We start from the raw sequence: 13,188 nt of genomic DNA, 5'->3' as shown, positions 1-13,188 counted from the left end.
TCAGCGGCCTCCGGTCACGAGTCGAAGCTCAGGCTCAGTTTGCGCAGGAGTCCGGCGAGGCGCTCGCGGTCCGACCGGGAGAGAGCCTGCAGGAGATCGGCCTCCACATCGACGAGACGCGTGATGGCGGCATCCACGCGGATCCGGCCGTCGTCGGTGAGGGTCACCAGCACGCTGCGTCCGTCCCCGGGGTCGGCCTCCCGGCGAACGAAGCGACGCCCGACCAGGCGGTCGATCCGGTTCGTCATCGTGCCGCTCGACACCAGCGTCTGCTGCAGGAGCTGCTTGGGGGAGAGCTGGAACGGGGCACCGGCGCGGCGCAGCGCGGACAGCACGTCCCATTCCCAGTGCTCGAGGTCGCTGCGGCGGAAGACCTCACGCCGCGCGCGGTCCAGGTGCTTCGACAGCCGGTCCATCCGCGACAGGACCTCGAGGGGGGAGAAGTCGAGGTCCGGCCGTTGCGTGTTCCACGCGCCGACGATCCGGTCGACCTCATCCACCTCGCTCATCCGCCCATTATCGCGCGTGCGGAGAGGTGACCCCGGACGCTGCGGGCAGGTCGACCGCCATGAAGGTGCTGTGCGGGTCGAGCACGTAGGTTCCGAACGGCCCGCACACGCGGAAGCCGGCCGCGGCGTACAGCGCGCGCGCCGGCACGAAGAACTCCGCACTCCCGGTTTCGAGCGAGACCCGGCGGATGCCGCGGGCCTCGGCGTCAGCCAGGAGGAACGCGAGCATGGTGCGACCGAGACCACGTCCGCGCAGAGCGGGGTCGGTGCGCATCGACTTGATCTCCTCGTGCCCGACTTCGACGGCCGCCAGAGCACCGGTGGCGACGGGGCGGCCGTCGAGGCGCCCGGCGAACAAGCGCACGCCCGGGGCGAGCAGACGCTCGAACGCCAGTGCATGGCGGCTCTCCGCCGGCGCGGTGTGCTCCAGTTCTGCGTGATGGGCGACCAGGAATTCGGCGAGGTCGGGGCGTGCACCCACCACCCGTTCGATCGACATGCTCATGACGCCAGCATCCCAGAGCGGTGTTTCGGAAGGATGACGGGGGGCGTGTCAGCGGATCCGGGGCCGGAGCATGGCAGACTTGACCGGTGGCGTCCTCGGGACGGCGCGGTCCGCCGTGGTGTAATGGCAGCACGACAGCCTTTGGAGCTGTGAGGTCTAGGTTCGAGTCCTGGCGGCGGAGCATGACTGGGAACAACCTCGCCATCATCGTCCTGGCCGCGGGCCAGGGCACCCGAATGAAGTCGCGCCTCCCGAAGGTGCTGCATCCGATCAGCGGACGCCCGCTCGTCGGGCACGTGCTCACCACCGCCGGACGGCTGCAGGCCGCGCACGTCGAGGTCGTCGTGCGGCACGAGCGCGACCAGGTCGTCGCCGCCCTGACCGAGGACTACCCCGGTGTGGTGTTCGTCGACCAGGACGACATCCCCGGCACCGGACGCGCTGTGCAGGTGGCCGTCGACGCTCTCCCCGCCGACTTCGACGGCGATGTGCTCGTCCTCTCCGGCGACTGCCCGCTGGCGGATGCGGAGACGCTCTCCGCCTTCCTGGCGGAGCACCGGGCCTCCGGTGCGCCGGCCACCCTGATGACCGCACTGGTCGACGACCCGACCGGCTACGGCCGCGTCGTGCGCGATGCCGACGGGGGAGTCGACCGCATCGTGGAGCAGAAGGACGCGAACGCCGAAGAGACTGCCGTCCGCGAGATCAACGCCGGGATGTACGTGTTCCGCGCTGCGACGCTGCGGGACTACCTCCCTCGGGTCGGGGTCGACAACGCCCAGGGCGAGATGTACCTGACCGATGTCCCCGGACTGCTCCGCCGCGACGGCGATCGGGTGGCGGCCTCGGTCGTCTCCGACGTCTCCGTCACCTTCGGGGTCAACGATCGTGCTCAGCTCGCGGAGGTCGGCCGTCTGCTCAATCAGCGCATCGTGCGCCGCTGGCAGCTCGAAGGCGTCACCGTGATCGACCCGGCCACGACCTGGATCGATGACGATGCGACGCTCTCGCCCGACGTCACGATCCTCCCGAACACACAGATCCTTCGGGCCACGGCGATCGCCTCCGGCGCGGTCATCGGTCCAGACACGACTCTGGTCGACTGCGAGGTCGGCGAGGATGCGGTCGTCCGCCGTACGGACGCCACGCTCGCGGTGATCGGCGCCGAGGCGACGGTGGGCCCGTTCTCCTTCCTCCGCCCCGGCACGGTCCTGGGCGCCAAGGGCAAGATCGGCGCGTACGTCGAGACCAAGAACGCCGATATCGGCGAAGGCAGCAAGGTGCCCCATCTCTCCTACGTGGGCGACGCCACGATCGGACGCGGCGTGAACCTCGGCGCGAGCACGATCACCGCCAACTACGACGACGTCAACAAGCACCGGACCGAGATCGGCGACGAGGTGCACACCGGGTCGCACACGGTGCTCGTGGCGCCCGTTAGGCTGGGAGCCGGTGCGAAGACCGGTGCAGGCGCCGTCGTCCGCAAGGACGTCCCCGCCGGCGCTCTGGCCATGAGCGTCGCCCCCCAGCGCAACATCGAGGGCTGGGTCGAGAAGAACAGAGCAGGCACGGGCGCGGCGGATGCTGCGTCCCGCGAGAATTCAGCGGAATAGGCGGACATGGCGCGCAAGAAGAAGACGGTCGATCTGGATCGCGACAACGGCGTGGCACCGGGGATCATCGCCAAGACCAAGAAGCGGCTCGTCGTCGCCGGTGGCCGCTCGCACCCCGAGCTCACCGCAGCCGTCGCCGAGGCGCTCGGCACCGAGATCGCGCCGGTCGAGCACCGCACGTTCGCATCGGGTGAGATCTACGCCCGCTTCGAGGTGTCGATCCGTGGAGTGGATCTCTTCCTCATCCAGACGTTCGGTGAGCCGGTCAACGAGTGGCTCATGGAGACGCTGATCATGATCGACGCGGCCAAGCGCGCGTCGGCCAAGCGCATCACCGTCGTCGCCCCGTATTATCCGTATTCGCGTCAGGACAAGAAGGGCCGCGGCCGTGAGCCGATCAGCGCCCGACTCGTCGCCGACCTGCTGAAGACCGCGGGCGCCGACCGTGTGATGAGCGTCGACCTGCACGCGGCGCAGATCCAGGGCTTCTTCGACGGTCCCGTCGACCACCTGTTCGCCAAGCCCGTGCTCCTCGACTACTTCGAGCGCACGCTGTCGCCGGCGGACCGTGAGATCCTCACCGTCGTCTCCCCGGACATGGGGCGTGTGCGCGTGGCAGACACCTGGTCCGACAGTCTCGGTGCCCCGCTCGCCATCATCCACAAGCGTCGGGACCCCAAGGTCGCCAACCAGGTCTCCGTGCATGAGATCGTCGGTGCCGTCGAGGGGCGCACGTGCCTCCTGGTCGACGACATGATCGACACCGGCGGCACGATCGTCAAGGCCGCCCAGGCGCTCAAGGCGAACGGCGCTCACCGCGTCATCGTCGCGGCGACCCACGCGATCTTCAGCGACCCGGCATCCGAGCGCTTGCAGGACTCGTCCATCGACGAGGTCGTCATCACCGACACGATCCCGCTCACGGAGTCGCGCCGGTGGGAGAAGCTGACGATCCTCCCGATCGCGCCGCTGCTCGCCCGCGCGATCCACGAGGTCTTCGAAGACGGCTCGGTGACGAGCATGTTCGGCGGCGACGCGTAACGCATCGTCGTGGCACAGCCCGCGCATAGCCACGGTGCTTACGGTCGAAGGGTCGACCACCGGAGTCGACCGACGCCGAGCCGGGAGGACCACACCATGATCCGCACGACCGTACCGACCTCTGTCCGCAAGGGATCCGCGATCGTCGGGATCGCAGGGCTCTTCGTCCTCGCCGGATGCTCCGGCACTGCCGACGCCGAGCCGCCGGCCGACGGTGGGGCGACGGCCGACACCGGTTCGTCATCGTCCTCCGGCGGCGATTCCACGGGGGACTACGCCGATGGCACCTACACGGCCGACGGTTCGTACCAGACGCCCGAGACGGTCGAGCAGATCTCCGTCACCCTGACCCTCGCGGACGGCGTCGTGACCGACGTCGAGGTCACGGGTGACCCGAAGGCACCCGAGACCGAGCAGTACCAGGGCCAGTTCATCGCCGGAATCGCGGACGAGGTCGAGGGCGTCGCGCTCGACGAGTTGAACGTGAGTCGCGTCGCCGGTTCCTCGCTCACCAGTGGCGGGTTCAACGAGGCCGTCGCGTCGATCAAGGAGCAGGCGGCCGCCTAGGCGCCTGACGCCCATGGCGACCTGGCGCTTCGAGGCGATCGGAACGCACTGGGAGATCGAGACCGGCGATCCGCTCCCGGACGCCGAGCGCGTCGAGGTCTCGGCCGTGATCGCACGATTCGACCGCGAGTGGTCCCGCTTCCGCGACGACTCGGAGGTCATGCGGCTGGGGCGCGAGGGGGGAACGCTCGTCTCGGCCGATGCCGGTCCGATGCTCGAGGCGTACGGGCAGCTCTCCCGGGCGACCGGGGGCGCGGTGAACCCGCTCGTGGCCGACAGCCTCAGCGCGCTCGGGTACGACGCCGGGTATTCGCTCGTGGCCGGCGATCCGGTGCGCGCTCCGGGTGACTGGCAGCGACACGTGACCTGGACGACAGGCGCGGCCACCGCATCCGTCCCCGCCCTCCTCGACGTCGGGGCACTCGGCAAGGGGCGCCTGGTCGATCTCGTGATGGGCACCCTGTCGACCGTGCCCGGCGATGTGGTGGTCGACGCCGGCGGCGACATCCGGGTCCGCGGTGCGGGGGTGCGGATCGGTCTGGAGCATCCCTACGACGCACGGAAGGCGATCGGGGTCGTCGAGGTGAAGGACCAGGCGCTGTGTGCCTCGGCCGTGAACCGGCGGGCGTGGGGGAGCGGGCTGCACCATGTCCTCGATGCCCGGACGGGCCTCCCGGTGCGCACCTGGGCGGCGACCTGGGCGCTGGCTGCGGAAGCGATGACGGCGGATGCGGTCGCCACCGCGCTCTTCTTCGACGGCGGCCCCGAACTCGCCGCGGGCTGGGGTGTGGAATGGGTCCGCATGAGCACCGACGGCACGGTGCAGCGCTCGCCCGGATGCCCGGCGGAGCTGTTCCTCGTCACCGCGAAGAAGCGCCCTGCAGCGACGAATTAGGGAAGAGTGGACACCGTGATCACGTCATTCGCCGCCGCACGCCAACGGGTCCTCGCGGTGCTGGGTTCCCTGTCGATGTACCGCCTCGTGCTCTTCGCGCTCATCGCGCTCGCGGTCACGGCCTTCGTGCTGTCGCTGCTCGGGGTCATCGTCACACCGACACCGGGGGAGATGGTGGCGTCCTTCCTGGTGCTGGCGGTCGTCATCTCCGCGGTCGACGCCGTGGCTCAGCGCATCCTCCGCCTCCCCTGGCGCATCGAATCGTCGCTCGTCACCGCCCTGATCCTGCTGTTCGTGCTCCGCCCCGGCCTCGCCCCCGGCGCACTGCTGGGGCTCGCCCTCGCCGGCGCCGTGGCGAGCGTGTCGAAGTACCTGATCGCGTGGCGCGGCCGACACATCTTCAACCCCGCTGCCTTCGGTGCGGCCGTGGTCTCGATCCTGGGAGCCTTCGGAGCCTTCGAGTGGTTGGGCACCTCCTCGTCGTGGTGGGTGGGGACGCCGGTGCTGACCATCCCCGTGGCGGTGCTGGGCCTCGCGGTGCTGTGGCGCACCGAGAAGGTGCGTGTGGTGCTGGTCTTCCTGTTCGTCGCGGTGGCGACCTCGGTGGTGCGCCAGGCGGTGCAGGCCACGCAGTTCGACATCGGATTCGAGCTGTCGACGGCACTGCAGTTCGCCGCGCTGCAGTCGCCCTTCCTGTTCCTCGGTGCGTTCATGCTCTCTGAGCCGCTGACCCTCCCGCCTCGGCGTCGCCAGCAGCTCGTCGTGGCCGTCGTCGTGGGCGTGCTCGCCGGCTGGCCGATCTCGGTGGCTGGTCTCTTCACCCTCGGGCAGGAGCGCGCGCTGCTCATCGGCAACCTCGTGGCCTTCGTCTTCGCCCTCCGCGGTTCGGTGCGGCTGGTGCTCGAGCGTCGTGCGTTCGTCACCCCGACCGCTCAGGAGCTCACCTTCCGAGCGAAGGGCCGCGTGCGTTTCCTCCCCGGCCAGTATCTCGAGCTCGACGTTCCGCACCGCCGTCCCGATGCCCGCGGAACCCGGCGGGAGTTCAGCATCGTGTCCGCCCCGGCTGATCTGCCGACGCTGCGCATCGCGTACAAGAACGGTGACCAGAAGCATCCCTCGAGCTACAAGCGCGCCTTGGCCGAGGCAGAGCCCGGAGCGACCTTCGCGGTCACCGGCACCTGGGGCGACTTCATCCTGCCGCGCGGAGACAGTCCGGTGCTGATGGTGGCGGCGGGCATCGGGGTGACGCCGTTCGTGTCGCAGTTGCGTCAGCTGCGGGCCACGGGGCAGCAGCGCGATGTGGTGCTCGTCTACGTGGCGTCCCAGGCCTCCGAGCTCGCGTTCCGCGACGAGCTCGCCGCGACCGGTGTACGGACGGTCGTGTTCACTCGCGACGAGCCCACGGATCTGCCCGCGCACTGGGCCTGGGCGCAGGGAGCGCGGCTGGATGCGGAGATCCTGGAGCGCACGGTCGCCGACCTCGGCACGCGCCACGCCTTCATCTCGGGCCCGCCGCGGCTGATCGCCGACCTCGCCCCCGCGTTGCAGAAGGCTCGCAGCCTCACGACCGACGCCTTCGCGGGCTACTGAGCCCCCGCCCGCCCCCGGGCCCCCGCCCCCTGCCCCGGCCCGCCCCCCGCGTGTGGTGCATCCGTCGGGAGTTTGAACGGATGTCGGGCGATCTCCCGGTTTCGACCCGACGTCCGTGAAACCTCCCGGCAGGCGTGCGAGGCGTGTCTTCGTGCAGATCGCGAACGTGGTCGCCGTCTGTCCACAAACGGGCATTCCGGGCGTCGGAGGCCGCCGCAGCGAAGGCAGGATCGTCGAATGCTCAGAGCTGCAGCAGTGACCGCCCAGCACGGCGGAGTCGTCCGAGGAACCCTTCTTCAGCGCTACGGGATCACCCGTCGGATGCGGGCCGACGAGGTGCGGGCGGGCGCGCTCGTGCGGGTGAGACCGGGCGTGTTCGCCGTGCCGACCACTGACCTGAGTCTGCAGGAGGCCGCGGCTCACGGCGGGGCGCTGACCTGCACGCACGCCCTGCGGCTGCACGGCATCTGGGTGCTGTCCGCGGACGGTCCCCCGCACGTGTGGCTCGGAGGGAACGGGCGTGTTCATCACGCGGACTGCGAGTGCGTCGGGCACTACGACGCAGGCCGGGCGGGAGTCGGCCTCGCACCGTTGGAGGAGGTGCTCATCCACGTGTACCGCTGCGCTGGCGATGAGGTGTTCTTCGCCGCGCTCGAGTCCGCGTTGACGCAGCGCAAGATCTCTTCCGCCGCGCGTCAACGCATCCGCCGCCGCCTGCCCGCTCGCGCTCACTGGCTCGTCGATCTGGCGCGGTCCGACGCCGACAGCGGCCTCGAGTCGCTCCTGAGGCTCCGACTGCATCTGAGCGGCATCACGCTGGAGTGCCAGGTGCGCATCCCCACCGTCGGCAAGGTCGACTTCGTCCTCGACGGCCTTCTGATCCTCGAGGCGGATGGGAAGGGCAATCATGAGGCCCCCGGGCACCGGCATCGGGATCTGGTGAGGGATGCTGCCGCCTCGGTCCTCGGCTACGAGACACTGCGGTTCGACTACGCGCAGATCGTGCACGCGTGGCCGACCGTCGAAGCAGCGGTGATCGCGGCCATCCTCCGTCTCCGGGGGCGTGACTGATCTGCGGACCATCCTTGTGCGCGTCCGTCGGGAGATCGGACGGATGTCGGGAGGAAGGGCCCGCCCCGACCTGCAACCGTTCGATCTCCCGACAAACGCACGGGCAGGACGGGAGGGGACGGGACGGGGCGGGAGCCGCGCGGTCCGATGCGCCTCAGGCCTCGGAGGCCGCGCTCGCCGGGGTGGCCGGGATGCGGACCGTGAAGGTCGTGTCGCCCGGTTCGCTGGTGACGTCGATGGTGCCGTGGTGCCCTTCGACGATGGCCTTGACGATCGCGAGGCCGAGCCCGGTGCCGCCGGTCTGACGGGCTCGTGAGCTGTCACCGCGGGCGAAGCGCGCGAACAGCTCGTCGCGGATGGCGGGGTCGATGCCGGGGCCGTCGTCGTGGACCCGCAGCACCGCGTCCTCGCCGTCCTGCATGACGCTGAGCGTGACGGTCGTCCCTGCGGGGGTATGCGTGCGCGCATTCGCCAGGAGGTTAGCGACCACCTGGTGCATCCGCCCCGCGTCGCCCACGATGGTGACGGGCTCTTCGGGGACCTCGATCTGCCAGTGGTGGTCCACGGCCGTGGGACGCGCATCGGAGAGGCCTTCGAGGGCCAGCTGCGTGAGGTCCACCGTGCTGTAGACGAGCTCGCGTCCCTCATCGAGGCGCGCCAGCAGGAGCAGGTCCTCGACGAGTCGTGTCATCCGCAGCGACTGCGCTTGGATGCGCTCGAGGGAGGTCGTGGTGCTCTCGATCACCTCGGGGCGCTCAGCGCTCCGATCGGACTGATGCAGCGCGCGCAGCGACAGCTCCGAGTAGCCGCGGATGGAGGCGAGTGGGGTGCGCAGCTCATGACTGGCGTCGGCGACGAAGCGTCGCATCCGCTCTTCGTTCTTCTGCCTCGAGGCGAGCGAGCTGTTCACGTGATCGAGGAGCTTGTTCAGCGATGCCCCGACGAGTCCGGTCTCGGTGCGCGGATCGGCCTCGTACGAAGGAACACGTTCCGTGATGGTCACCTCACCGCGATCGAGCTGCTGGTTCGCGACCCGGGTCGCCGTCATCGCGACGGCACGGAGTGGTCGCAGTCCCACGCGGATGGTGACCGCCGTGGTCAACGCGAGCAGGATGAGCCCGCCGATCGTCGCGAGGGCGATGACGGTGAGCAGCTGGGCGAGCTGATTCTGGATCTCGTCGCGGGGGAGACCCGTGACGACGCCGACGCCGCTCGCGGTGTTCAGTGCCATGACCCGGTAGGAGCCGAGATCGGAGATCGAGACCGTGGCCACCGAGGTGCCGTGCAGCGCCGCGGCGATCTCGGCTATCTGCGTCGCGTCGAGCGGCTGCAGTGTGCCCGTGAGCTCGTCGCCGGGCGTGTTCGTCACGACGACTCCGGAGGCGCCGGTGAGGGGGCTGACCACGGCCAGCAGGAGCCCCGAATACCGCACGTTCTGCCCCGACAGGATGTTGGACGCGGTCGCGTCGCTCGGGGAGAAATTTTGCGCCCATCCCGCGACCTGGCGCGCGGAGGTGCTCAGCTTCTGATCGAGCTGATCCTCCATTGTCTTCCCCAGTGTCGCGCTCGTGATGATGGCGACGATGATGAGGATCAGCGACACGAACCCGATCACGGCCGTCATCAGCCGCGTCTGCAGGCTCATCGGCCTCCTCCGCACCGCCGCAGAGCTCACTGCGGAGCCTTGATCATGTACCCCACGCCGCGGACGGTGTGCAGCAGGGGCGTGCGTCCGGCGTCGATCTTCTTGCGCAGGTACGAGATGTACAGCTCCACCACGGAGGATTTGCCCCCGAAGTCGTAGCTCCATACCCGGTCGAGGATCTGGGCCTTCGACAGCACACGGCGCTCGTTGCGCATCAGGTACCGCAGCAGCTCGAACTCGGTCGCGGTGAGCTCGATCTCGGTGCCGTCGCGGACGACCTCATGGCTGTCCTCGTTGAGGGTGAGGTCTGCGACGCGCAGGATCGACTGCCCGTCATCGGCGGTGGCGTGACCGGTGCGGCGGATGATCGCCCGGAGACGCGCGATGACCTCTTCCAGACTGAACGGTTTGGTGACATAGTCGTCGCCGCCCGCCGTAAGCCCGGCGACGCGGTCGCCCACGGCATCCTTCGCGGTGAGGAACAGGACGGGGACGAGGTTCCCGGATTCGCGGAGCCGTCTCAGCACGGACATGCCGTCGAGATCCGGCATCATGATGTCGAGCACGAGCGCGTCGGGCTCGAACTCCCTGGCCACCTGCAGCGCCTCCATGCCGGAGGACGCGGTGCGCACCTCCCACCCCTCCATCCGCAGGGCCATCGCAAGCAGATCGGTGAGCATCTGCTCGTCGTCGACGGCGAGGATCCGCAGGGGGGAGCCGTCGGGACGGCGCAGTTCGGGCAGGTCACTGGTCATATCCCTATTCTGCGGAATCTCCTATGTGATTTCTATGGAGATGGCTATGTGTTGCCTGAGAACGGGAGAGGCGATGTCGGCGCCGCTGACTACAGTGTCGGCATGGCCGACGATTCTGTTGCTGCTGTCCCTTCCGTCCACCGCCCCCGTACCGTCACCGAGGTCGCCGAGGTCGTGCGCCTGGCGTCCCGCGAGGCCGTGCCCTTGACCGTCGTCTCGGGCGGGCACGGCCCGTGGTCTCACGGCCCTGCCGCGGGCATCCGTCTCGAGCTCGGCGAGCTGTCACAGGTCGAGGTCGACGGCTCCACCGTCCGCATCGGTGGCGGCGCGGTCTGGGGTGACGTCGCGACGACGCTGGCCGCGCACGGTCTCGCCCTCAGCTCCGGCGACACCGCGTCGGTGGGAGTCGGCGGACTCACGCTCGGCGGAGGCATCGGATGGATGGCGCGCGCCTGGGGTCTGGCGGTCGATCAGCTCATCGGGGCTCAGGTCGTCACGGCGACGGGGGAGGTCGTCGAGGCTTCGGCGGATGCGCACCCGGAGCTGTTCTGGGCTCTGCGCGGTGGCGGAGGGAACTTCGGCGTCGTCACCCGCTTCGATTTCGTAGCCCACCCGCTGCCCGGCATCGCCTTCTCGGAGAGTCGCATCGATGGCGACGAGGCCGCCGTGCTGAAGGCCACCCGAGACCTGCTCCGTGACGCGCCTCGAGAACTCACGGTCACCTACATGGACGTCCCGCCGATGGATCCGAGCGCGCCGGCGGGTGCTCGTCTGAGCGCGGTGTGGGCCGCGCCGGAGCCCGACCGGCTGCGCGCCGTGATGGAACCGATCTCCGCCCTCGACGGAGTGCAGACCGAAGTCACGACGCCGGCATATCGGGAGGTGCTGCTGGAGATGCCGGCCCCCGAGGGCGAGGAGCCCGCCGCGCCTCCCGGATTCATCGGGGGCAACGGTCTCTACGCCGAACTCGACGACGCGCTCATCGCGCAGCTGGTGGCCTTCCGTCGTTCATATCCGGCATCGGTCGTCTTCTTGCGCTCCCTGGGCGGGGCCATCCAAGACGTCGCGCAGGAAGACACGGCGTTCCCCGCCCGCGCGGCGAACTGGTTCGTCCTCGCCGGCGCTTTCGACATCCCCGGCCTGATCGATGACGAGGCCCGTGCCGCGATCGAGGCGGACTGGAGCGTGATCGAGCGGGGGCGTCTGGCCGAGTACGGCAACTTCGCCGACACCGAGAGGCCGCAGGCCGTCTCCGGCATGTTCTCGGAACACGCCCTCTCGCGGTTGCGGGCCACGAAGGCCACGTGGGACCCGCAGAACCTGTTCCACCGCAACCACAACATCACGGTGTGACGCACGAAGGGCCGAGTACCTCGCGGTACCCGGCCCTTCGACGGCGAGCCTCAGTGCGTGTCTTCGGCTTCGATCTCGGTGCGGTCGCCCGACCACAGGGTGTGGAAGGTGCCCGGCTTGTCGATGCGCTTGTAGGTGTGCGCGCCGAAGAAGTCGCGCTGACCCTGCACCAGGGCCGCGGGGAGGCGGTCGGCGCGGATGCCGTCGTAGTACGACAGCGACGACGAGAACGCCGGTGCGGGGATGCCCGCCTGGGCCGCGGTCACGACGACACGGCGCCACGACGCCTGGCCGCGCGCGAGCGCCTCGGCGAAGTACGGTGCGGTCATCAGCACCGGCAGATCGGGAGTCGCGGCATAGGCATCGGCGATGCGGTTGAGGAACTGGGCGCGGATGATGCAGCCGCCACGCCAGATCTTCGAGATCGCGCCGAGGTCGATGTTCCAGCCGTACTCGGCCGCACCCGCGCGGATCTCGTCGAAGCCCTGCGAGTAGGCGACGATCTTCGATGCGTAGAGCGCCAGGCGCACGTCTTCGATGAACTGCTCGGTGTCCTCATCCGAGACCGTGAACTCCTCGTCGGGGCCGGGGAGTCCACCGGCGACGGCGCGCTGCTCGGGGTGCGAGGAGAGAGAGCGGGCGAACGTCGCTTCGGCGATGCCCGACACGGGAACGCCCAGCGACAGTGCGGTCTGCACGGTCCAGGCTCCGGTGCCCTTGGCCCCGGCCTGGTCGAGGATCACGTCGACGAGCGGCTTGCCGGTGGAAGCGTCGACCTGACGGAGCACCTCGGCGGTGATCTCGATCAGGTACGACTCCAGCTCGCCCTTGTTCCATTCGGCGAAGATCTCGGCGATCTCGGCGGGCGACTTGCCGGTGCCGCGACGGATGAGGTCGTAGGCCTCGGCGATGAGCTGCATATCGGCGTACTCGATGCCGTTGTGCACCATCTTGACGAAGTGGCCGGCACCGTCGTGTCCGATGTGCGTGACGCAGGGCTCACCCTCGGCGATCGCGGCGATCGACTTCAGGATCGGTCCGAGCGTGACCCAGGACTCGTCCGAGCCGCCGGGCATGATCGAGGGGCCGGTGAGCGCCCCTTCCTCGCCACCGGAGATGCCGGCGCCGACGAAGTTGATGCCGGTCTCGCGGACCGCCTTCTCTCGGCGGATCGTGTCGGGGAAGTAGGCGTTGCCGCCGTCGACGATGATGTCGCCGGGCTCGAAGACCTCGACCAGTGCGTCGATCACGGCATCGGTGGGGCCACCGGCCTTGACCATGATGATCGCGGTGCGCGGCTTCTGCAGTGAATCGGCGAACTCCTGGTAGGTCCGGGCCGGGACGAAGCCGGCCTCCGGGTGCTCGTCGAGGAGGGTCTGGGTCTTCTCGTAGCTGCGGTTGAAGATCGCCACGGTGTTGCCCTCGCGACTGGCGAGGTTGCGGGCGAGGTTCGATCCCATGACGGCGAGTCCGACGACTCCGATGTTCGCTGATGCTTCGGGCACAGAAGGCTCCTCGATCGTGAAGAAGGGGTGGATTCAGCGTATCGCTGTACGGGCGCTCTGCGCTCACCTGTGTCACGGTGCAAGGCGTCTACGCTGGAGGCGAGATCGTGGTGCGTGCGCGGGAGGCCCTCAACTGGCC

Annotated in this window: 12 protein-coding genes and 1 tRNA gene; 8 read left to right on the top strand and 5 right to left on the bottom strand. The window is 69.3% G+C overall.

The window, feature by feature from the left end:
• Nucleotides 1–14: 14 nt before the first annotated feature.
• Both LRQ07_RS12180 and LRQ07_RS12175 read right to left on the bottom strand, forming a co-directional pair.
• A complete protein-coding gene (locus LRQ07_RS12180) occupies nucleotides 15–509 on the bottom strand; it encodes a MarR family winged helix-turn-helix transcriptional regulator (RefSeq protein ID WP_047519203.1) in 495 nt (164 codons plus the stop codon).
• A 7-nt stretch (nucleotides 510–516) separates the two neighbouring features.
• Entirely contained in the window at nucleotides 517–1,014 is a 498-nt protein-coding gene (locus LRQ07_RS12175) for a GNAT family N-acetyltransferase (RefSeq protein WP_256534759.1), read from the bottom strand.
• Between the two features lie 109 nt (nucleotides 1,015–1,123).
• Here LRQ07_RS12175 and LRQ07_RS12170 point away from each other — a divergent pair.
• The 7 genes from LRQ07_RS12170 to LRQ07_RS12140 all read left to right on the top strand — a co-directional run bounded on the left by LRQ07_RS12170 (nucleotide 1,124) and on the right by LRQ07_RS12140 (nucleotide 7,791).
• Nucleotides 1,124–1,195 (top strand) — tRNA-Gln (locus tag LRQ07_RS12170).
• A gap of 1 nt (nucleotide 1,196) precedes the next feature.
• Complete coding sequence (gene glmU, locus LRQ07_RS12165; protein WP_256534758.1) at nucleotides 1,197–2,627, top strand: bifunctional UDP-N-acetylglucosamine diphosphorylase/glucosamine-1-phosphate N-acetyltransferase GlmU; 1,431 nt, start codon at nucleotides 1,197–1,199, stop codon at nucleotides 2,625–2,627.
• Nucleotides 2,628–2,633: 6 nt separating this feature from the next.
• A complete protein-coding gene (locus LRQ07_RS12160) occupies nucleotides 2,634–3,668 on the top strand; it encodes a ribose-phosphate diphosphokinase (protein ID WP_047519209.1) in 1,035 nt (344 codons plus the stop codon).
• Between the two features lie 96 nt (nucleotides 3,669–3,764).
• Nucleotides 3,765–4,235: a hypothetical protein gene (locus LRQ07_RS12155; RefSeq protein WP_256534757.1), complete on the top strand. Its 471-nt coding sequence runs from the start codon at nucleotides 3,765–3,767 to the stop codon at nucleotides 4,233–4,235.
• Between the two features lie 13 nt (nucleotides 4,236–4,248).
• Nucleotides 4,249–5,130 (top strand): FAD:protein FMN transferase, encoded by an 882-nt coding sequence (locus tag LRQ07_RS12150; RefSeq protein WP_256534756.1) that lies wholly within the window; start codon nucleotides 4,249–4,251, stop codon nucleotides 5,128–5,130.
• A 15-nt stretch (nucleotides 5,131–5,145) separates the two neighbouring features.
• A complete protein-coding gene (locus tag LRQ07_RS12145) occupies nucleotides 5,146–6,720 on the top strand; it encodes an FAD-dependent oxidoreductase (RefSeq protein ID WP_256534755.1) in 1,575 nt (524 codons plus the stop codon).
• A gap of 237 nt (nucleotides 6,721–6,957) precedes the next feature.
• On the top strand, nucleotides 6,958–7,791 hold the full coding sequence (locus LRQ07_RS12140) for a DUF559 domain-containing protein (RefSeq protein ID WP_256534754.1): 834 nt from the start codon (nucleotides 6,958–6,960) through the stop codon (nucleotides 7,789–7,791).
• Between the two features lie 154 nt (nucleotides 7,792–7,945).
• Here LRQ07_RS12140 and LRQ07_RS12135 read toward each other — a convergent pair whose 3' ends face one another.
• Nucleotides 7,946–9,436 carry a sensor histidine kinase gene (locus tag LRQ07_RS12135; protein WP_153244505.1) on the bottom strand — a complete coding sequence of 497 codons (1,491 nt, stop codon included), beginning with the start codon at nucleotides 9,434–9,436 and terminating at the stop codon, nucleotides 7,946–7,948.
• 26 nt (nucleotides 9,437–9,462) lie between these two features.
• Nucleotides 9,463–10,191 carry a response regulator transcription factor gene (locus LRQ07_RS12130; protein WP_047523621.1) on the bottom strand — a complete coding sequence of 243 codons (729 nt, stop codon included), beginning with the start codon at nucleotides 10,189–10,191 and terminating at the stop codon, nucleotides 9,463–9,465.
• Between the two features lie 102 nt (nucleotides 10,192–10,293).
• Between LRQ07_RS12130 and LRQ07_RS12125 the strand changes: the two genes are divergently transcribed.
• Nucleotides 10,294–11,544, top strand: a complete 1,251-nt coding sequence (locus LRQ07_RS12125) for an FAD-binding oxidoreductase (protein ID WP_256534753.1) — start codon at nucleotides 10,294–10,296, stop codon at nucleotides 11,542–11,544.
• A 50-nt stretch (nucleotides 11,545–11,594) separates the two neighbouring features.
• Here the strand turns inward: LRQ07_RS12125 and gndA are convergent, their stop codons facing one another.
• Nucleotides 11,595–13,049: an NADP-dependent phosphogluconate dehydrogenase gene (gene gndA / locus LRQ07_RS12120; protein WP_131492707.1), complete on the bottom strand. Its 1,455-nt coding sequence runs from the start codon at nucleotides 13,047–13,049 to the stop codon at nucleotides 11,595–11,597.
• Between the last annotated feature and the right edge of the window lie 139 nt (nucleotides 13,050–13,188).

This window comes from Microbacterium sp. J1-1 (assembly GCF_024498615.1).
In the GTDB taxonomy this organism is placed as follows: Bacteria; Actinomycetota; Actinomycetes; order Actinomycetales; family Microbacteriaceae; genus Microbacterium; species Microbacterium aurugineum.
This window is presented reverse-complemented; position numbering and strand designations above follow the sequence as displayed.

Coding starts and splice junctions, on each gene's coding strand:
- LRQ07_RS12135 (WP_153244505.1), bottom strand. CDS start 9,436: ATGAGCCTGCAGACGCGGCTGATGACGGCCGTGATCGGGTTCGTGTCG.
- LRQ07_RS12125 (WP_256534753.1), top strand. CDS start 10,294: ATGGCCGACGATTCTGTTGCTGCTGTCCCTTCCGTCCACCGCCCCCGT.
- LRQ07_RS12150 (WP_256534756.1), top strand. CDS start 4,249: ATGGCGACCTGGCGCTTCGAGGCGATCGGAACGCACTGGGAGATCGAG.
- LRQ07_RS12130 (WP_047523621.1), bottom strand. CDS start 10,191: ATGACCAGTGACCTGCCCGAACTGCGCCGTCCCGACGGCTCCCCCCTG.
- LRQ07_RS12180 (WP_047519203.1), bottom strand. CDS start 509: ATGAGCGAGGTGGATGAGGTCGACCGGATCGTCGGCGCGTGGAACACG.
- LRQ07_RS12160 (WP_047519209.1), top strand. CDS start 2,634: ATGGCGCGCAAGAAGAAGACGGTCGATCTGGATCGCGACAACGGCGTG.
- glmU (WP_256534758.1), top strand. CDS start 1,197: ATGACTGGGAACAACCTCGCCATCATCGTCCTGGCCGCGGGCCAGGGC.
- LRQ07_RS12175 (WP_256534759.1), bottom strand. CDS start 1,014: ATGAGCATGTCGATCGAACGGGTGGTGGGTGCACGCCCCGACCTCGCC.
- LRQ07_RS12140 (WP_256534754.1), top strand. CDS start 6,958: ATGCTCAGAGCTGCAGCAGTGACCGCCCAGCACGGCGGAGTCGTCCGA.
- LRQ07_RS12155 (WP_256534757.1), top strand. CDS start 3,765: ATGATCCGCACGACCGTACCGACCTCTGTCCGCAAGGGATCCGCGATC.